General features: G+C 62.6%; 20 protein-coding genes. 6 read left to right on the top strand and 14 right to left on the bottom strand.

All coding sequences use genetic code 11. The annotated features are described in order from the left end of the window. From flgG to flgB, 6 genes are all read right to left on the bottom strand, one after another. Positions 1-783 carry a flagellar basal-body rod protein FlgG gene (gene flgG / locus HHL21_RS19135; protein WP_169468845.1) on the bottom strand — a complete coding sequence of 261 codons (783 nt, stop codon included), beginning with the start codon at positions 781-783 and terminating at the stop codon, positions 1-3. A gap of 74 nt (positions 784-857) precedes the next feature. Beyond that, positions 858-1,598: a flagellar basal-body rod protein FlgF gene (gene flgF / locus HHL21_RS19130; RefSeq protein ID WP_169468842.1), complete on the bottom strand. Its 741-nt coding sequence runs from the start codon at positions 1,596-1,598 to the stop codon at positions 858-860. A gap of 107 nt (positions 1,599-1,705) precedes the next feature. Continuing rightward, entirely contained in the window at positions 1,706-3,226 is a 1,521-nt protein-coding gene (locus HHL21_RS19125; protein ID WP_169468840.1) for a flagellar hook protein FlgE, read from the bottom strand. A 31-nt stretch (positions 3,227-3,257) separates the two neighbouring features. After that, positions 3,258-3,950 (bottom strand): flagellar hook assembly protein FlgD, encoded by a 693-nt coding sequence (locus tag HHL21_RS19120; protein ID WP_169468837.1) that lies wholly within the window; start codon positions 3,948-3,950, stop codon positions 3,258-3,260. Positions 3,951-3,966: 16 nt separating this feature from the next. Next, positions 3,967-4,368 carry a flagellar basal body rod protein FlgC gene (flgC, locus tag HHL21_RS19115; protein WP_169468835.1) on the bottom strand — a complete coding sequence of 134 codons (402 nt, stop codon included), beginning with the start codon at positions 4,366-4,368 and terminating at the stop codon, positions 3,967-3,969. Positions 4,369-4,370: 2 nt separating this feature from the next. Further along, complete coding sequence (gene flgB, locus HHL21_RS19110; RefSeq protein ID WP_169468832.1) at positions 4,371-4,793, bottom strand: flagellar basal body rod protein FlgB; 423 nt, start codon at positions 4,791-4,793, stop codon at positions 4,371-4,373. A gap of 181 nt (positions 4,794-4,974) precedes the next feature. On the opposite strand from flgB, the gene flgA reads away from it, so the two are divergent. From flgA to HHL21_RS19090, 4 genes are all read left to right on the top strand, one after another. Continuing rightward, positions 4,975-5,670: a flagellar basal body P-ring formation chaperone FlgA gene (gene flgA, locus HHL21_RS19105; RefSeq protein ID WP_169468830.1), complete on the top strand. Its 696-nt coding sequence runs from the start codon at positions 4,975-4,977 to the stop codon at positions 5,668-5,670. 103 nt (positions 5,671-5,773) lie between these two features. Then, complete coding sequence (flgM, locus tag HHL21_RS19100) at positions 5,774-6,079, top strand: flagellar biosynthesis anti-sigma factor FlgM (protein WP_169468827.1); 306 nt, start codon at positions 5,774-5,776, stop codon at positions 6,077-6,079. A 7-nt stretch (positions 6,080-6,086) separates the two neighbouring features. Then, the gene (locus HHL21_RS19095; RefSeq protein WP_169468824.1) at positions 6,087-6,554 is read left to right on the top strand and encodes a flagella synthesis protein FlgN; all 468 of its coding nucleotides are present in this window, start codon (positions 6,087-6,089) and stop codon (positions 6,552-6,554) included. Positions 6,555-7,074: 520 nt separating this feature from the next. Further along, complete coding sequence (locus tag HHL21_RS19090; protein WP_169468821.1) at positions 7,075-8,163, top strand: M35 family metalloendopeptidase; 1,089 nt, start codon at positions 7,075-7,077, stop codon at positions 8,161-8,163. A gap of 85 nt (positions 8,164-8,248) precedes the next feature. Here HHL21_RS19090 and HHL21_RS19085 read toward each other — a convergent pair whose 3' ends face one another. From HHL21_RS19085 to flhF, 6 genes are read right to left on the bottom strand one after another with little or no spacing between them, the layout of a single operon-like run. After that, entirely contained in the window at positions 8,249-8,731 is a 483-nt protein-coding gene (locus HHL21_RS19085) for a hypothetical protein (RefSeq protein ID WP_169468818.1), read from the bottom strand. A gap of 11 nt (positions 8,732-8,742) precedes the next feature. Continuing rightward, entirely contained in the window at positions 8,743-9,477 is a 735-nt protein-coding gene (gene motD / locus HHL21_RS19080) for a flagellar motor protein MotD (RefSeq protein WP_169468816.1), read from the bottom strand. 8 nt (positions 9,478-9,485) lie between these two features. Then, complete coding sequence (locus tag HHL21_RS19075; RefSeq protein ID WP_169468814.1) at positions 9,486-10,232, bottom strand: flagellar motor protein; 747 nt, start codon at positions 10,230-10,232, stop codon at positions 9,486-9,488. Further along, complete coding sequence (locus HHL21_RS19070) at positions 10,214-10,942, bottom strand: RNA polymerase sigma factor FliA (protein ID WP_169468812.1); 729 nt, start codon at positions 10,940-10,942, stop codon at positions 10,214-10,216. Before HHL21_RS19070 ends, HHL21_RS19075 begins: the two co-directional genes overlap by 19 nt. A gap of 14 nt (positions 10,943-10,956) precedes the next feature. Continuing rightward, on the bottom strand, positions 10,957-11,784 hold the full coding sequence (locus HHL21_RS19065; protein WP_169468809.1) for a MinD/ParA family ATP-binding protein: 828 nt from the start codon (positions 11,782-11,784) through the stop codon (positions 10,957-10,959). Beyond that, the gene (gene flhF, locus HHL21_RS19060; RefSeq protein WP_169468807.1) at positions 11,777-13,102 is read right to left on the bottom strand and encodes a flagellar biosynthesis GTPase FlhF; all 1,326 of its coding nucleotides are present in this window, start codon (positions 13,100-13,102) and stop codon (positions 11,777-11,779) included. The genes HHL21_RS19065 and flhF overlap by 8 nt, the downstream gene beginning before the upstream one ends. Positions 13,103-13,617: 515 nt before the next feature. On the opposite strand from flhF, the gene HHL21_RS19055 reads away from it, so the two are divergent. Both HHL21_RS19055 and HHL21_RS19050 read left to right on the top strand, forming a co-directional pair. Continuing rightward, positions 13,618-14,040, top strand: coding sequence for a DUF2778 domain-containing protein (locus HHL21_RS19055; protein ID WP_370659763.1), 423 nt, complete (start codon positions 13,618-13,620; stop codon positions 14,038-14,040). After that, on the top strand, positions 14,037-14,321 hold the full coding sequence (locus HHL21_RS19050; protein WP_169468803.1) for a hypothetical protein: 285 nt from the start codon (positions 14,037-14,039) through the stop codon (positions 14,319-14,321). Before HHL21_RS19055 ends, HHL21_RS19050 begins: the two co-directional genes overlap by 4 nt. Before the next feature lie 59 nt (positions 14,322-14,380). Here the strand turns inward: HHL21_RS19050 and flhA are convergent, their stop codons facing one another. Next, positions 14,381-16,489, bottom strand: a complete 2,109-nt coding sequence (gene flhA, locus HHL21_RS19045) for a flagellar biosynthesis protein FlhA (RefSeq protein ID WP_169468801.1) — start codon at positions 16,487-16,489, stop codon at positions 14,381-14,383. Beyond that, positions 16,486-17,664: a flagellar biosynthesis protein FlhB gene (gene flhB, locus HHL21_RS19040; protein WP_169468799.1), complete on the bottom strand. Its 1,179-nt coding sequence runs from the start codon at positions 17,662-17,664 to the stop codon at positions 16,486-16,488. Before flhB ends, flhA begins: the two co-directional genes overlap by 4 nt. Between the last annotated feature and the right edge of the window lie 89 nt (positions 17,665-17,753).

The raw sequence follows: 17,753 nt of genomic DNA, 5'->3' as shown, positions 1-17,753 counted from the left end.
TTAGAGCTGGGCGAGCTTGGCCAGCATCTGGTCGGACGTGGTGATGGCCTTGCTGTTGATTTCGTAAGCGCGCTGGGTCTGGATCATGTTGACCATTTCCTCAACCACATTGACGTTCGAGGTTTCGACATAGCCCTGCATCAGCACGCCGGCGCCGTTGGTGCCCGGGGTGTTGGTGTTCGGGTTGCCGGACGCGCCGGTCTCCACGTACAGGTTCTCGCCCTTGGACTCGAGTCCGGCCGGGTTGACGAAGGTGGCCAGCTGCAGGGTGCCGATCTGCGATGGCCCGGCAACGCCAGGCAAGGTGACGGAGATGGTGCCGTCGCGGCCGACCGTCAGCGACTGGGCATTGGCAGGAACGGTGATCGCAGGTTGGACGACGAAGCCCGACGATGTCACCAGCTGGCCGTTGGGATCGGTCTGGAATGAACCGTCGCGGGTGTACGCAGCGGTTCCGTCCGGCAGCAATACCTGGAAAAACCCTGGCCCGTTGACCATGATGTCACGCGAGTTGCCGGTTTGCTGGGGATTACCCTGGGTATGGATGCGTTCGATCGCGACGGCCCGGACACCGGTACCGACCTGCTGGCCGGATGGCAGCGTGGTCTGTTGCGAGGACTGGGCGCCTGGCTGGCGGACATTCTGGTACAGCAGGTCTTCGAACACGGCGCGCGAGCGCTTGAAGCCGTTGGTGCTGACGTTGGCCAGGTTGTTGGTGATGACGTCGAGGTTAGTCTGCTGCGCTTCGAGGCCGGTTTTCGCGATAAATAGGGAACGGATCATTTTCTTCTCCTGTTTCGGCTGCCGACCAAATCGGCCAAGCCTTGCACAATAGAATCATTATCCGTCGCGCCTTATCAATTCAAAGCGAGGATCTGGGTTGCTTTCGCGGCGTTATTCTCGGCATTCTTCATCAGGCTCATTTGCGTTTCGAACGAGCGCGCCAGCGCGATCATGGTCACCATCGACTCGACCGGACTGACGTTGCTGCCTTCCAGCGCGCCGCCGGCCACCACCACGCGCGGGTCGGCGGGCGCGGCGCTGCCGTCCTTCATGCGGAACAGGCCGTCGTCGCCGCGCACCAGGTCCTGCTCGTTCGGGTTGACCAGCTTGATGCGGCCAAGCACGGTCGGCGCGCCCGGTTTGGTGGTATTGGCAATGGTCGAAATGGTACCGTCGCCGCCAATCGTCACCGTGACTTCAGGCGGGATCGTGATCGGGCCGCCGTCGCCCTGCACTGCCTGGCCCCTGGCGGTTTGCAGCAAGCCATTTTCATTCATCTGCAGGCCGCCGGCGCGGGTATAGGCTTCGCTGCCGTCGGCCATCTGCACCGCGATCCAGCCCTTGCCCTTGACGGCGACGTCGAGGTCGCGCCCGGTCAGTTGCAGCGGGCCGGACGAGAAGTCCGAGCCGACGGTCGAATTGACCACGAAGGCGCGGGTCGGCAGGCCGTCGGACACGACCGGCACGGCGCGGAACGAATCGAGCTGGGCGCGGAAGCCCGTGGTGGTGACGTTGGCGAGGTTGTTCGCCGTCGTCGCCTGCTGCTCGAGGATGTGTTTTGCGCCGCTGGCGGCGGTGTAGATCAAGCGGTCCATGATTGCCTCCGTCCGTCGGTCCCGCGGAGGCGGGAACCTATGCTGGGTCAGCATGGATTCCCGCTTTCGCGGGAACGACGGCTAATTTACGACGTGGGTATTAACGATTAACGCAGGTTCACCAGCGTCTGCAGCACCGAATCCTGCGTCTTGATGGTCTGCGCATTGGCCTGGTAGACGCGCTGCGCGGTGATCATGTTGACCAGTTCCGCGGTCAGGTCGACGTTCGAATTCTCGACCGCCGACGCCTGCAGCACGCCCAGGCTGCCGGTGGTCGGCGCGCCGGTCAGCGGTGCGCCCGACATCGACGATTCGGCCCAGGCATTGTTACCGAGCGGCGTCAGGCCGTTCGGATTGGCGAAATTGGCGAGCACGATCTGGCCCAGCGCCGCGGTCTTGCCGTTGCTGTACTGGCCCAGGATGATGCCGTCGGCGCCTGCGCTGAAGCGCTGCAGCTGGCCGGCGGTGTAGCCGTCCTGCTCGATCTTCTTCTCGCTGGTCTGGGTGCCGTACTGGGTCGATCCGGTGAAGTCGATCTCAATCGGCAGCGGGTTGGTCGCGCCGGTGGCCGGGAAGATCGGCAGTTGCATGGTGAACGGCATCGAAGTGGTCATCGCGCCATTGCTGTCGAACGTCAGTTCGCCCACCCGGGTCGCCTTGACATTGACCGCATCGGCGATGGCCTGGTCGATATCTTCCGGCGTGTTGCCGGCCACAGCGGCGGCCGTCGAACCTGCGGTGGTGATCTTGGCCTGGTCGGCCGCGGTCGCGCCTGCCGTGCCCGCCGCTGCCGACACCATGGCCGAGGCCGCGTTGGCGTAGCTCAGCAGGGCGGCGTCGATCGTTGCCTGAACCGGTGGCGTGGCCAGCTTGGCGGCGTTCCATGCGTCGCGCGCAGTGTTGACCGCTGCGTGGGCAGCGCTGGTGCCTAACGCGGCAGTCGCCACCTTCAGGTTGCTTGCTTCGACGCCGTTGTTGGCGACATATACATCCCACTTGCCGGCCGCGGTCTTGACGTAGAAAGTGGACATCACATGGGCGTTGCCCAGGGTGTCAAACACGTCGATCGGGATCTGCTTGGTGTAGCTGGTCGGGTCGTCGGCGTTGAACGGGGTGGTCGCTGGCGGCAGGCTGCGCGAGTCCAGGTTCAGCGAGATATCGATTGCGCTGGTGGCAACCGGGGTCAGGTCGCCCGCGTTGATCTGGATCGGCGACGGCGCACCGGCCAGGATGGTGCCGTTCGGGCCGGCCTGGTAGCCGGTCAGCCTGGCGCCCTGGGCATTGACCATATAACCGGTCTTGTCGAGCTGGAACTGGCCGTTGCGCGAGTATTGGGTGGTGCCGTTGACCACGGTGCGGAAGAAGCCGGCGCCGTTGATCGCGATGTCGAGCGGGTTGTTGGATGCTTCGATATTACCTTGTGTGAATTGCTGGGCGATGTTGGCGACCTTCACGCCGATACCGGCGGTGTTGCCGGTCACGCCGTTCAGCGAGGCGGCATACACGTCGGCGAACTGGGCTTGCGAACCCTTGAAGCCGACGGTGCTCGCGTTGGCGATGTTGTTGCCGATGATGTCGAGCGATTTTGCAGCGCCGTTCAAGCCGCTAAGACCTTGTTGAAAAGACATAATATTCTCCTGAGAATTGGTGTGTAGCGGCTTAAAGGATTTGCTTGATGTCGGCCATGGATACGACGCCCTTGGACGGCAGGTTCAGCTTGACGCCGTCCTTGGCATTGGTGGTGACGCTGGCAACGCTGTCGAACGACAGGGTGCGGGCATCGTCGATTTCTTCGCCGCCGCGGGTGGCGACGACACGGATCAGGTATTCACCGTTTTTCAAGGTCACCGGCTTGCCGTCGGCGCCCACGTTCTTCGGGTCGGGCACGCCATTCCACGCAATCGGGATCACGCCGGCAGCGTTCTTGCCAAGGCTGATGGTCTGGATGTCCTTGCCGGTGGTCGGGTCGGTGATGATCAGGTCGACCTTGTCGGCGGCACTGTCGAGTTCGACGCCGAGGATGGACTTGCCGTCCACCAGCTGGACACGGTCGCCGTTGACCAGCACGCCGTGGCCGATCATGTTGGCCGCCTGCAGTGCTTCGGACGACTGGTAGCTGGCCTTCAGCGATTCCAGCGTCGTGTTCAGCTTGTTGACGCCGGTAACGGTCGACAGCTGGGCCAGCTGGCTGGTGATCTGGGCGTTGTCGAGCGGGTTCAGCGGGTCCTGGTTCTTCAGCTGGGTGACCAGCAAGGTCATGAACTTGTCGGTTGCTTCCTCGACGCTGCCGGTCGTGGCCGGTTTCTTGATAGGGTTGACCGCGTTGAGCAGGTCGTTCGAGATAATGGTCATGGTGGCTTCTTATTGGTTACTGACCGAGCGTCAGCGTCTTGAGCAACAGGGATTTGGCGGCGTTCATCGTTTCGACGTTGGTCTGGTACGAACGCGAGGCCGACAGCATGTTGACCATCTCGTCGACCACGTTCACGTTCGGCATCGACACATAGCCTTTTTCGTCGGCGGCCGGGTGTTTCGGGTCGTACACTTGTTTCAGCGGGGATGCATCCTCGATCACCTGCCGGACCTTGACGCCGGTGCCGCCGCCCGCGGTTGGCACCGCTTCAAACACGACCTGCTTGGCGCGATAGGCTTCGCCGGTCGCGCTGGTGGCGCTGTCGGCGTTGGCCAGGTTGCTGGCAACGGTATTCAGGCGCTGCGCCTGGGCGCTCATGGCCGAACCGGAAACATTGAAGATATTAAACAGCGACATGATTATTGACCTCCCTGGATGGCCGCCATCAGGCCGCGGATCTGCGAATTGATCAGGCTGATACCAGCCTCGTAGCGAATCGCGTTGTCGGTGAACTGGTTACGCTCGACGTCCATGTCGACCGTGTTGCCGTCGACGGCGCCCTGCACGGTGCCGCGGTACTGCACCGGGGTGCCGTTCGGCAGGATGTCGGGAGTGCCGGCGGCGCCGCCGATATGGTTGGGCGAGGTCGCCTTCAGCACGCCGGCCGGCGGCGTGGTGCGCGCCAGCGCCCCTTGCAGGGCGGCGGTGAAGTCGATATCGCGCGCCTTGTAGTTCGGCGTGTCCGCGTTCGCAATGTTCGATGCGAGCAGCTGCTGCCGCTGCGAGCGCAGGCTCAGCGCCGTTTCATTGAACCGCAGGTAATCGTCGAGTTTGCCAATCATGTCAGGCTCCATCTGTCCATTGCCCGCCGGTTTGGCGCAACGGTCTTGTTATGACAGGATCGATAGTACGTCCGGGCAACACCAGTCAATCGATCGATAAGGGCATGCAAAAGGGGGCTATTCAAGGATTCAGGCAGGGCCGCCGGGATCTAAGATGCTCTCATTCCTTAAGGCCCAGCCAATGAAATCCACCCTGCTTACTGCCCTGCTCCTGATTGCGCCGCTGGCCTTGGCCCAGCAGCCCGCCGCCGCGCGCCAGGACCTTGGCGCCGTGCGCCAGGTCGTCGAGCAATACCTGGCGGCGCAAACGACCGGCCTGCCGGGCAAAGTCGGCATCAACGTCGGCAAGATCGACCAGCGCATGAGCCTGGCGGCCTGCCCCGCTCCCGAAGCATTCCAGCAAGCCGGCGCGCGCGCCTGGGGCAAGACCACGGTGGGCGTGCGCTGTGCGGCGCCGGCCGCATGGACGGTGTATATTCAGGCCCAGGTGAGTGTGGTGGGCGAGTACGTTGCCGCCGCCATGCCGCTGGTGCAGGGCAAGGAAATCGACAAGTCGCAACTGGCGATGGTCAAGGGCGACATCGCCGCCCTGCCGAACGGCGTGGTGACCGATATGTCGCAGGCGGTCGGGCGCACCAGCACGGTCTCGCTGGCATCCGGCGCGCCGCTACGGCTCGACATGTTGCGCAGCAAACCAGTGGTGCAGCAAGGCCAGCTGGTCAAGGTAGTGTCGCACGGCAACGGATTCAGCGTCTCGGCGGAAGCGCGCGCGATTGGCACTGCGGCCGACGGCCAGGTGGTGCAGGCGCGCACTCCCAACGGCGCCATCATCAGCGGGCTTGCCCGGGCCGGCGGCCAAGTCGAGGTGGCGTTCTGAATACTGGTCCCGATTTCTCAGGTTTGGCTAAAGTTTACAGGTAAAGCGCCGTAACATACGCATACCCGAAGGAGTTTGCGCTCCGCCAGAGAAGGACGATGCTGTGAAAATCAACGATACACTTAAAAACAACACTTCCCTGCCAGTGTCCAACGCGCCCGCATCCGGCGCCAGGGGCACCGACAAGGCAGCGCCGATGTCCACTCCTGCAGCAACGGACAATGTGCGCCTGTCTTCGCAGGGACAAGCCCTGGCCAGCGTGGCCGGCAGCGGTGCTGTGTTCGACACCAAGAAAGTCGAACGCATCAAGCTCGCCATCGCGGACGGCCAGTTCCAGGTAAATTCGGAAAAAGTAGCGGACGGCTTGCTGGAAACAGTGCGCGACCTGCTACATTCCCGCAAACGATAAAACATCCATGGCAAGCCCGCTCGATACCCTGCACGACGAACAACAACTGCTCTCCTCCCTGCTCGACCTGATGAAACAGGAACAGCAGTGCCTGATCGAGGCGGATATCGACAGCCTGAACGCCCTCACCCCGCGCAAGGCGGAGCTGATGAACGAGCTGGCAGTACTTGCCAACCAGCGCCACCAGGCGCTCGCCGCGGCCGGATTCGCGGCCGAAGAAGCGGGCATGCAGGCTTGGGTGGCGCAAGCCAACAGCAGCAGCGCCAGCGATGCCTGGGAACAGCTGCTCCAGCTGACCCGCGACGCTAAAGAAGTGAACCGCCTCAACGGCATGCTCATCAATAAACAGATGACGCACAACCAGAACCTCATCAACGCGATGCGCCAGCCCGCCAACGCCGGCGACTCGGCGGTATACGGCCCGACCGGCCAGACGACGCCCGGCGGTCCGTCGAAACGCTTCGTGGTCGGCTAAGCCGCCATCCCCGACATGCAACGGCCGCTGATGCGGCCGTTTTGCTTTGCGCGCCCCTCGTCACTTGAGATATCTCAACAAAATCGCCGATTCAATCGAATCGCCGTTTACTTAGCATCAGGATATGTGTGACGATTGCTGATGGGTTCGGCATGCACGAACTCACCAATGCTCTCCTCCCCAGCTTCCCGGCCCTCGCGCCGGGCCGGCAGCCCCCTACTCCCGGTCGCATCGCAATGTCCAGAATTTAACAATTCCACATCACTCCCATCAGCACATTACCGTGCACACATGCTTGATTCATAAGAAGAAAACGGAACGTTACCTGTCGGAAATCGGCATATGCAAATACGTTGAGTATTCGCAAAAATGACACATTTTCCAACTATTCAATGTTTACTTGCGGTCATCAGATGTGTGACGATGATTCTGTTGAGTTCGCGTATTTCAGCGCTGCGGCTAGTTTCGGCACAGACGACCTCGGCAATCAAAATAAAAAACCTCACTCTCGGAGAACTCAATGAACTGGAATCACTTGGTAAAAGCAGGGGTGTCAATAGTTGCGGTGGCGGCGTGCTTCGCAGCACAAGCCGCCTCGAATGGCGTTACCGTCAGCATCGCGCCGGAAAAGAGTTCGCTGAACAAGAATGACGACGTGGTCGTTCGCGTCACCATCACCAACACTTCGTCGACCCCGCAATTCCTCCTGAAATGGCACACGCCGTTCGATGGCGTCGAGGAAGCGCTGTTCGAAGTCAGCCGCGACGGCGCGCCGGTTCCGTACCTGGGCGCCCACTACAAGCGCCCTGCCCCGACCGCCAAGGATTATTACCTGCTCAAGCCTGGCGCATCGCACACGGCCAAGGTAGAACTGTCGGGCATCTACGACCTGAGCGTCACCGGCGACTACTCGGTCCGCTACCACGCGGCCGCGATGGACCTGTTCTCCGGATCGCAGTCAGGCGCAGCCAAGAGCGCTGGCCGCGGCGTGGACGAAATCGAATCGCAGCCGGTCGGCCTGTGGATCAACGGCCGCCTCGAGCGCGGCACCGTGGCCGGCAGCCCGTTCGAGCTGCAGAAGGCGCCGAGCCAGCCGGGCATGATGTCGCTTGGCTTTACCAACTGCACGGCGTCGCAGCAAGCGACGGTCACCTCGGCCATCGATGCCGCCAAGACGATGACCAAGGGCAGCGTCAGCTACCTGGCCGGCGGCACGGCCGGTGCGCGCTACACCAAGTGGTTTGGCGCGTACACCTCGGCTCGCTACAACACCGTGAAGTCGCACTTCGACGCCATCAAGGACGGTTTCGACGCCAAGCCGGTCGTGGTCGACTGCAAGTGCAAGCAGAACTACTACGCTTACGTCTATCCAACCCAGCCATACAAGATCTACGTGTGCAAGGCATTCTGGACGGCGCCGATGACGGGCACCGATTCGAAGGGCGGCACGCTGATCCACGAGATGAGCCACTTCAACGCGGTCGCCGGTACGGATGACTGGGTGTATGGCCAGTCGGGTGCGGCCAGCCTGGCGATCAGCGATCCAAGCAAGGCGGTAGACAACGCAGACAGTCACGAATACTTTGGCGAAAATACGCCAGCGCTGTAAGAACCACTGGGCAAACGGAAAAGCCTGAACACGGGCCGGCAGAAATGCCGGCCTTTTTCTCGTCGGCGTGACAAGGCGAGCGGCGCTACTTCCGGAAGACGAAGCTGACCGGCATGACCGGCAGCCGTGTCGGGACGTCCAGTTGCGCGAGATCGGTGACGATGCTGCCGGGGAAGGTCAGCTTGTAGGTGTGCTCTCCCGCCAGGAAGTCATAGCTGGAAGTAATGTCGATGCTGTTGGTTTTTTTGGCGCCGGGCTTTACCTGGACATAATCGTCCTTGGTGATCGGACCGCGCTTTACCTTGCGGCCGATGTACTCGATTTGCCGGTCCGTGCCGGCTTCGCGGATGTCGAATACCGGCGCGATCAATTCGTCGTCCTCGTACACCGCCTTTGGAACGTAGACGGGCTGTTTGCTGTGGTTTTCGACGGCCAGCCGCACGATGGCCCTGCCGCCGGCAGTCTCAACGTGTACCTGTTCACTCACGCCATTCATCGTCCTGCCTCCAGCGCCGGCCATGGCCGATGCGGTCATCAGCGCCAGCGCGGCGAACGTTGTTGATTTCACGTTGCCCTCCTTCAGCGTGTTCCGGCAAACGACGACATGATCGTGACCGCGACGCGGCGGTTGCGCGTGCGTCCTTCCGGCGTGTCGTTCAGCGCGATCGGGACGTTGGCGGCGTGGCCGACGGCAGTCAGGCGTCCGGCCGGCATGCCGCTGTCGATGAACAAGCGTACCACGCTGCTGGCGCGTGCGGCGGACAGCTCCCAGTTCGACGGGAACACGGAGTTGCTGATCGGCGCGGAGTCGGTGTGTCCTTCGACCTGGACTTCGTGGGTGTCTTCCGCCAGCAGCTGGGCGATCGCGTGCAGCGGCTGGCGCGCTTCCGACGTGATGTCGGCCTCGCCCGGCGCGAACAGTGCGCTGGCGTTGATGTCGACCGTGACGCCGCGCCCGGTCTGGGTGACGCTGACCTTGCCTGCCTTGACCAGTGGCGACAGCGTGTTGTCAAGCCGCCTGGCAAGCAGGCTGAGACGCGATTGTTCGCGCCGGATCGCTTCCAGCTTGCGCCGGGCCGCGATGTTGTCCATCGGGATCAGCGGTTCGATCGCCGCACTGCCGGGGTTGGCTTTTTCCTTGCGTCCGAACGCGTCGCCGACCGATTCGGAGAAGACTTTGTACTTGCCTTCGTTGACCACCGAGATCGCGTACATCACAACGAAGAACGCGAACAGCAAGGTGATGAAGTCGGCGTACGAAATCAGCCACCGTTCGTGGTTTTCGTTGTCCTCTTCGTATTTCTTGCGGGCCATCGCCGGGCTCAGGGACGCGACAGCAGGCTGGCGACGCGCTCTTCGACCACGCGCGAGTGATCGCCGCTGGCGATGTCGTGGAAGACTTCGGTGAGGATTTCGTATTGCGTGACGGTCTCGGCGACGATGCCCTTGAGCTTGTTCCCGATCGGGTAGAAGAACAGGTTGGCGAGGCCGACGCCGTACACGGTGGAGACAAACGCCACCGCGATGCCGCTGCCGAGCCGCGATGGATCGCTAAGATTTTCCATCACGTGGATCAGGCCGAGCACGGCGCCGAGGATGCCGATGGTGGGCGCGTAGCCGGCCGCGGATTCCCAGATTTTCGCGGCCTGGCGCTGGCTGAATTCGTAAGCGGTCAGTTCGATCTCGAGGATGCCGCGCAGCTTGTCCGGATGGATGCCGTCGATCACCAGGCGCAGGCCCTTCTGGATGAACTTGTCGCTGGTGCCTTGCATGTACTGTTCGAGCGACAGCAGGCCGTCGCGGCGCGCGTGCGAACTCCACGCGGTGATTTCACGCGCCAGCGTGATGCGCCGGCTTGGCGGCGGCCGGAACACCCAGCGCAGCATGCGCACGCCGCGCATGAAGGTGGCCGATTCGTTTTGCAGCAGCACGGCGCCGAAAGTGCCGACCACCACGATGGAAAACGCGGCCGGCTGCACCAGCGAGGCGAACTTGCCGCCGTCCATGCTGTGGCCGAGCAGCAGCCCGGCCAGCGCGATCACAACACCGACTATGCTGGCCCAGTCCACGCCTGCTCCCGTAGTTGCGCGCGCAACCGCGACACCGCCTGGGTGTGCAGCTGCGAAACGCGCGATTCAGATACGCCCATGACGGCGCCGATTTCCTTCAAATTCAATTCTTCTTCGTAGTACAGGCTCATCAGGATCTTTTCGCGCGGCGGCAAGCCATCGATCGCGTCGATCACCGCCTGGCGGAAGTCGCCTTCCATCAAGGTGGCGAGCGGATCGCTGTCGTCGACCGCATAACGGTCGAGGAAGCTGTCGCTCCCCTCTTCGGAGTGGAAGTCTTCGTAGTAGACCAGCTGGTGGCCGCCGCCGTCGGACAGCATGTCCTGGTACTCGGCCAGCGACATTTTCATGTACTTGGCGACTTCGGATTCGGTCGGCGGCTGGCCCAGCTTCTGCTGCAGGGTGGCCATCGCGGTTTCGATCTTGCGCATGTTCTGGCGCATCGAACGCGGCAGCCAGTCGCTGTTGCGCAGCTCGTCGAGCATCGCCCCACGGATGCGCAGCACCGCGTAGGTTTCGAATTGCGCGCCGTGGGTTTCTTCGTAGCGGCTGATGGCGTCCAGCAGGCCGATCATACCGGCCTGCACGAGGTCATCGACTTCCACACTTGGCGGCAGCTTGGCCTTCATGTGGTGGGCGAGACGCTTTACCAACGGCATATGCTCCGTCAGTAAATGGTTCTTGTCCGCTTTGCCTTTGACCGTGTACATGTTCAATGTTTTTTTTATGCGCCCAGTTGGGTATTGCCGCCAGTACGGCCGAGTTGTGGCATGCCAGGCAGCGCGAAGCGGCCCGCCAGGCGGCGGAACGCAACCGACGCGCCTGCCAACGGGAACGCATCAACCACCGAACGGCCAAGGCGCGCTGCGCGGTGCAGGTGTTCGTCGGCGGGAACCGATCCCATCGACGTCAGCTGCACTGCCAGGTAGCGGCTTGCCGCAGTTGCCATATTATCGTATACCACCTTCGCTTCTGTCTCAGAAGCATTAGTGACGAGAATGCCGAACGGGCGGCGCCCGTATTGCTGGGACAAACGCTTGATCAGGGTGTAGGCGTTGGTGATCGAGGCGGCGCTGGTCGAGACCTGCACCACGATCTCCGACGCGGCCATGACCGGCAGCGGGAAGCTGTCGTCGTCGGCCAGCTCGCCGTCGACCATCACGATGCCGGACTGCTTGACCAGCATGTCGAAGGACTTGGCCATGCGGCGCGCGTCGTCGGCGTCGTAGCGGGCGCCGTGCAGCATGCTGAGCACGCCGAAACCTTGCGGGGCCTGGTGGATCACCTGGTTCAGCGCGCATTCCTGGCGCGCCACCGACAGCAAGCTTGGCGCGCCATCGATGCCGAGCCGGCGGGCAATGCCCTGGCCGCGCTCGGAGGCGTCGACCAGCAGCACGTCGCTGCCGGCGTGGGCCAGCGAGGCGCCGAGGTTGACCAGCATGGCGCCCTTGTCGTCGTGCGGCGTGGCGGAAAGGAAAGTGACGATGCGTGGCTTAGGACCCGCCAGCATCCGGCGCAGGCCTTCGGCCTGGTCGAAATCGAAGTTAGCCAAGGCGCACCTCGCGCAGCGTACGGTCGTTGCGCGCGGTGCTGGTCGCGGCCATCAGCAGCGGCAGTTCGGCATCGGAAAATTGGGTGGCGGCGGCGTCGCGCTTGAGGCGGAAGGCGCGGTCGACCAGCATGCCGCGGTCGGCCAGGTGCAGGTCTTCCGGCACGCGCTGGCCGTTGGAAATGTAGAACAGGTTCAGTTTCTGGCGGATGATCACGTCGAGCACGTTGCCGATCGACGCGGCTTCGTCCAGCTTGGTCATGATGCAGCCGGCCAGGCCGCTGCCCTGGTAGGCGCGCACGACTTCGTTCAGCGTTTCGTTGGTCGAGGTCGCGTTCAGGCACAGCAGGCGCTTCACGTCGGCGCCGCTTCCGGCCAGCATCGCCACTTGCTCGGCGACATTCTGGTCGCGCTGCGAGACGCCGACCGTATCGATCAGCACGGTGTGCTTGTTGCGCAGTTCCTTCAGGGCGATGCGCAGGTCGGCTTCATCCTTGACCGAGTGCACCATCACGCCGAGGATCTTGCCGTAGATGCGCAGCTGCTCGTGCGCGCCGATACGATAAGCGTCGGTGGTGATCAGGGCCAGCTTTTCCGGTCCGTGGCGCATTACGCAACGGGCCGCCAGCTTGGCGGTGGTGGTGGTCTTGCCGACGCCGGTCGGGCCGACCAGCGCGAACACGCCGCCCTTTTCCAGGATCTCGTCTTCATTCTCGAGGGTGGTCAGGTTGCGGTTGAGGACGGTCTTGATCCAGCGAAGGCTGTCTGCCGAGTCTTTACCGGCGGGCAGTTTCTCGATCAGGTAGCGCGACAGGCTGGCCGAGAAGCCGGCCGCCAGCATTTCACGCAGCACGCCGGCTTTCTGCGGCTCGCGCTGGGCGGTGGCGCCCCAGGCGATTTCGGCCAGCTGGGTTTCCATCTGGCCGCGCATGGCGCGGATTTCTTCCATCATGCCGCTCATTTCGGCGGTGGCGCTGTCCTTGGCGTGGGCGAGGGCCGCTTGCATCAGCGACGACATCTGGGCCATGTCGAAGGCAGGCGCCGGCGGTGCAACGTGCGGGGTGTACGGGTCTTGCGGGGCGGCGGCGCGGCGGTTGACGGCAGGCTCGGCAGGAATGTGCAGGCTCGGGCGCGGCTGGGCCATTTCGGTGTCCGGCGCTGGCGCCGTAACCGAGGCGGCGTCGTCGCTGGCCAGGGCCAGGATTTCAACCACGCCATCCACCGGGCGGTTCGAGAGGATGACAGCATCCGGCCCGAGGGCATCGCGTACCTTGCGCAGGGCCTCGCGTGATGTAGCGGCGGTGAATTTCTTGACGTTCATTTTGCTCGACTCCCGGATACCTGCTTAACGTGCCGCCACATGGCGCACATTGACGATCTCATAGGAGCCATTATTGACGATGCTCTGAAGAAACCATCGGGGGAAAAGGCGGGGAAATGGGGGTCATTTCAAATCAGCGCGGCGGCTGAACGGGACTGGCGGAATCGAGGAATTCGAAGTTGCTAGGAAGATATGGCACTATTGCTGGCTTAGATCGGCTTGCGCGCACGCGCCGGCTGCCTGAAACCTGTTCGACACCACTACGAGCACTGCACGCATTAACCCGGCGCGCTAACTATGCTGGCGAGCTTGATTGTTTTGGCCTCCGACACCTCGTGATGCCGGCTGAGCAACCTCAGCATGCATCCGATCCGAAGCACTTTCACGGATTCTTCCCTCTTACCTAAGATCAAGATTGTTCCGCTGCACAAGGCCTAAGATCAGGCGGGAACATCGATCCACAACGGGGGAAATGCACCATGATTAATTGCTCGTTTGATCTCAACGGAAAAGCGATGAGCACCTTCAAGTCGAATACCTTGTCCATTCCAGCTTTCTCTGGCTTTGGAACACATGTGAATCGACGCGCGTTCGCGTGCCAGGCCGGTAGCGGGCCGATTCCGCCTGGACGGTATTACATTTTTGACCGTCAATCGGGAGGACTCCTTGGCGCGTTCAGGGATATGTTAAACGGCCATGATGACTGGTTTGCCCTTTACGCAATCGACCGAACGATCGATGACGAGACTTTCTGCAATCAAGTAAAGCGGGGGAATTTTCGCCTCCATCCTAAAGGTCCGTCAGGCATAAGCCAAGGCTGTATCACCGTGGCAGACCGAACCGATCATCAAAAGTTGCGCGCTTATCTAAAAGCCTCAACGCCGAGCGTTGTTCCAGGAAGCCAGCTTCAAGCCTACGGCGTAGTTGTCGTGCGATGAAAAAAGCTGTCCGCCTGACGCTGCTTTGGGGCTGGGTTACGGTCACGACCGTAACCGTGACGCGCATTTGGTTCACCTACCCAGACGCCTTCCCCCGCTTCCCTGACGCGTTCTGGATTCGCCTCATTAGCGTTTTCGGGTCCGCAGACGGCGAAGATCTGGCAAATTTGGAGCTCATCGTTGTCTTCACGATTTCGTTATGCGTGACGCTGGCGCTCACCTTTCTCCTCTTGGCAACGGAGCGCCATATCCGCAACTATAGGCGGCGCCAACGCGCATGAATCCGGCCTGATCGGTCATCCACCGATCAGGCACGCGTCGGACGGATGAGCATTTGCGCTTATCCCGGCACGCCAACCAGGCTGGTCACCTTGATGGTCTTGGTCTCCGGCACTTCGCTGTGCGACAACACCTTCAACTGAGGCAAGGCGCGGCGCAGGAAGCGTGACAGCAGCGGACGCAACGGTCCCGGCACCAGCAGCACCGGTGTCAAGCCCAGCGCTTCCTGCTGCTGGGCAGCAGCGCCGGCCTGCTGGGCGATGGTATCGGCCAGGCCCGGCTCGATACCGCTGCCGTCGCCGCCCGCGCCCATCGCCTGCATCAGCAAACGCTCGAGGCGGTTATCCAGCGTCATCACGGCCAGTTCATTGGTGCCCGGGAATAGCTGCTGGACAATCGCGCGGCCCAGCGAGATGCGCACCAGCGCGGTCAGTTCGTTCGGGTCCTGCGTCTGCACAGCGTACTCGGCCAGCGTTTCGATAATCGAGCGCATGTCGCGGATGTGTACGCCTTCGACCAGCAGGTTCTGCAACACCTTCTGCAGCGTCGACAACGACACCAGCTTCGGCACCAGGTCTTCCACCAGCTTCGGCGATTCCTTGCCGAGGTGGTCCAGCAATGCCTGCACTTCGCCGCGGCCCAGCAGTTCCGACGCGTGGGTCGTGATCAGGTGATTCATGTGCGTGGCGACAACGGTGCCCGCATCGACCACGGTGTAACCCATGCTCTGCGCTTCGTCGCGCAGGCCGGCGTCGATCCAGGTCGCCGGCAAGCCGAACGCAGGGTCGGTGGTGACCAGCCCCGGCAGGTTGCCGGTGGCCATGCCAGGATTGATCGCGAGGAACTGGCCGTTGAGCGCTTCGCCGCTGCCCACTTCCACGCCCTTGAGCGTGATGCGGTAAGCCGACGGTTTCAGTTCCAGGTTGTCGCGGATGTGCACTGGCGGCGCCAGGAAGCCGACTTCCTGCGCGAACTTCTTGCGAATGCCTTTGATGCGCTTGAGCAGCTCGCCGTTCTGGCCCTTGTCGACCAGCGGGATCAGGCGGTAGCCGACTTCGAGGCCGAGGGTGTCGACCGGCATGATGTCCTGCCAGCTCGCTTCCTCCTGCTCCGGCGCGGCGGTCGGCGATGTGGCAGCGGCAGCGGCTGCGGCGGCTGCGACCTCATCCACTTTGGGCGCCTTGTCGCGCTTGGCCACTGCATAGCCGGCGCCGCCCAGCATCGCGGCCAGCAGCAGGAACACCAGGTTGGGCATGCCCGGGATCAGGCCCATGCCGCCGACGATGACGGCGGTGATGTACAGCACTTCCGGCTTGGCGAACAGCTGGCGTACCAGCTGGGTGCCGACGTCCTGGTCGCTGGCCACGCGCGACACCACGATACCGGCCGCGGTCGAGATGATCAGCGATGGAATCTGCGCCACCAGGCCGTCGCCGATGGCGAGCAGGGTGTAGGTCTTGGCGGCGTCGCCGAAGGCCATGTCGTGCTGCAGGATACCGACCAGCAGGCCGCCGACCACGTTGATGACGGTAACCATGATACCGGCGACAGCGTCACCGCGAACGTACTTGGACGCACCGTCCATCGCGCCGTAGAACTCGGCTTCCTGCGCGACTTCGGTACGGCGGCGGCGTGCTTCGTCTTCCGGGATCAGGCCGGCGTTGAGGTCGGCGTCGATCGCCATCTGCTTGCCCGGCATCGCGTCCAGGGCAAAGCGCGCGCCCACTTCAGCGATACGGCCGGCACCCTTGGTGACGACGGTAAAGTTAATGATGGTCAGGATGATGAAGACGATGATACCGACCGCGTAGTTACCGCCGATCAGGAAGTGGCCGAAGGCCTCGATGACCTTACCGGCAGCGGCGCCGCCGGTGTGGCCTTCGGTCAGCACCACGCGGGTCGACGCCACGTTCAGCGACAGGCGCAGCATGGTCGACACCAGCAGGATCGCCGGAAACGCCATGAAGTCGAGCGGCTTGACTGTATACAGTGCGGTCAGCAGGACGATGACCGACAGCGCGATGTTGAAGCTGAAGAACAAGTCCAGCACGAACGCCGGCAGCGGCAGGATCATCATGCCCAGCAGCATGATGATCAGCACGGGCGCCGCAAGTGACGTGGCGCCGCCCTTCATGTTTGGCAACCATGCCGGAAGTTTCATGCTGTTCATCGGGGTGCTCCGTTATTCGTATCTGGTTTCTTTTGCGATGCCGGGTCGTGCGGATCGAGCTCTGGCGGTACCGGCAGCTTGCCCGGACGGTCAGGATGCTTGCCGTCGCCCTTCTTGAAGGCGCGCAGCTGGAACACGTAAGCCAGCACTTCGGCAACCGCCGAGTACAGCGCCTCCGGGATCTCGTCGCCGATTTCGGTGTGCTTGTGCAGCGCACGGGCCAGTGCCGGGGCTTCCAGCATGGCGACATTGTTTTCCTTGGCCAGTTCGCGGATGCGGGCCGCGATCACGTCGGCGCCCTTGGCGACCACGCGCGGCGCGCCGCGTTCGCCGTCGGCGTACTTCAGCGCGACCGCATAGTGGGTCGGGTTGGTCACCACCACGTCGGCGGTCGGAATCGCGTCCATCATGCGGCGCTGGGCCATCTCGCGCTGCAACTGGCGGATCTTGCCCTTGATTTGCGGGTTACCGTCCGATTCCTTCGATTCCTGGATGACTTCCTGGCGGGTCATCTTCAGCTTGTCGCTGTAGTGCCACATCTGGTACGGGCCGTCGATCGCCGCGACCAGGCCGAGGCCGCCAACGATGAACAGGAAGGCCGAGGCCATCATGTCGACCAGGTGGGCGCTGCCGGAGCGTACTTCCTCGACGGCCAGGCCGAACACGGCGTCCTTCTGGTTGACGATCACGAGGTAGGCGACCGCACCGACCACGACGGTCTTGGCGATCGCCTTGAACAGCTCGACGAGTGCATTCTTGGAGAACATGTTGCCAATACCCTTGATCGGGTTCAGCTTGCCGAAGTTCGGCATGAAAGCCTTGCTGGAAAACAGCCAGCCGCCGATCAGCAGCGGCGAGGCCAGCGCGACGATCATGATGGCGATTGCCAGTGGCAGGCAGGCCAGCATGACCTGGGCGATATCGGAGGTAACGCGCTCGATCAACACGGTTGGGTTGTAGATTTGCTCACGCGTGAGCGCCAGGCCCGACACCATGGTGGCGTTGAGCTGGCGCACCAGTCCGCCGCCCGTCATCCACAGGCCGGCGCCGGCGGTCATCAATACGGTAAAAGTTGCCAATTCGCGCGATCGGGGCACGTCGCCTTCTTCGCGCGCCTGCTCCAATCGCTTGGCTGACGCGGGTTCGGTCTTTTCTGCGTCGCTTTCGTCGGACATCTCAACTCCTGGTGGGCAAGGTCACATTATTCGCGATATTGCTTCAGGACAATCGGACGAACAGGGGCGCAAAGTCCGGTTATATCGAC

Origin of the sequence: Massilia polaris, assembly GCF_012927275.1 — a bacterium.
GTDB lineage: Bacteria > Pseudomonadota > Gammaproteobacteria > Burkholderiales > Burkholderiaceae_D > Telluria_A > Telluria_A polaris.
The sequence above is the reverse complement of the archived record's forward strand: the minus strand, read 5'-3'. Positions and strand labels throughout refer to the sequence as shown.

Bases quoted from the DNA above. Each gene is read 5' to 3' on its own strand.
- flgG (WP_169468845.1), bottom strand. From the start codon at position 783: ATGATCCGTTCCCTATTTATCGCGAAAACCGGCCTCGAAGCGCAGCAG.
- flgF (WP_169468842.1), bottom strand. From the start codon at position 1,598: ATGGACCGCTTGATCTACACCGCCGCCAGCGGCGCAAAACACATCCTC.
- HHL21_RS19125 (WP_169468840.1), bottom strand. From the start codon at position 3,226: ATGTCTTTTCAACAAGGTCTTAGCGGCTTGAACGGCGCTGCAAAATCG.
- HHL21_RS19120 (WP_169468837.1), bottom strand. From the start codon at position 3,950: ATGACCATTATCTCGAACGACCTGCTCAACGCGGTCAACCCTATCAAG.
- flgC (WP_169468835.1), bottom strand. From the start codon at position 4,368: ATGTCGCTGTTTAATATCTTCAATGTTTCCGGTTCGGCCATGAGCGCC.
- flgB (WP_169468832.1), bottom strand. From the start codon at position 4,793: ATGATTGGCAAACTCGACGATTACCTGCGGTTCAATGAAACGGCGCTG.
- flgA (WP_169468830.1), top strand. From the start codon at position 4,975: ATGAAATCCACCCTGCTTACTGCCCTGCTCCTGATTGCGCCGCTGGCC.
- HHL21_RS19095 (WP_169468824.1), top strand. From the start codon at position 6,087: ATGGCAAGCCCGCTCGATACCCTGCACGACGAACAACAACTGCTCTCC.
- HHL21_RS19090 (WP_169468821.1), top strand. From the start codon at position 7,075: ATGAACTGGAATCACTTGGTAAAAGCAGGGGTGTCAATAGTTGCGGTG.
- motD (WP_169468816.1), bottom strand. From the start codon at position 9,477: ATGGCCCGCAAGAAATACGAAGAGGACAACGAAAACCACGAACGGTGG.
- HHL21_RS19070 (WP_169468812.1), bottom strand. From the start codon at position 10,942: ATGTACACGGTCAAAGGCAAAGCGGACAAGAACCATTTACTGACGGAG.
- flhF (WP_169468807.1), bottom strand. From the start codon at position 13,102: ATGAACGTCAAGAAATTCACCGCCGCTACATCACGCGAGGCCCTGCGC.
- HHL21_RS19055 (WP_370659763.1), top strand. From the start codon at position 13,618: ATGAGCACCTTCAAGTCGAATACCTTGTCCATTCCAGCTTTCTCTGGC.
- HHL21_RS19050 (WP_169468803.1), top strand. From the start codon at position 14,037: ATGAAAAAAGCTGTCCGCCTGACGCTGCTTTGGGGCTGGGTTACGGTC.
- flhA (WP_169468801.1), bottom strand. From the start codon at position 16,489: ATGAACAGCATGAAACTTCCGGCATGGTTGCCAAACATGAAGGGCGGC.
- flhB (WP_169468799.1), bottom strand. From the start codon at position 17,664: ATGTCCGACGAAAGCGACGCAGAAAAGACCGAACCCGCGTCAGCCAAG.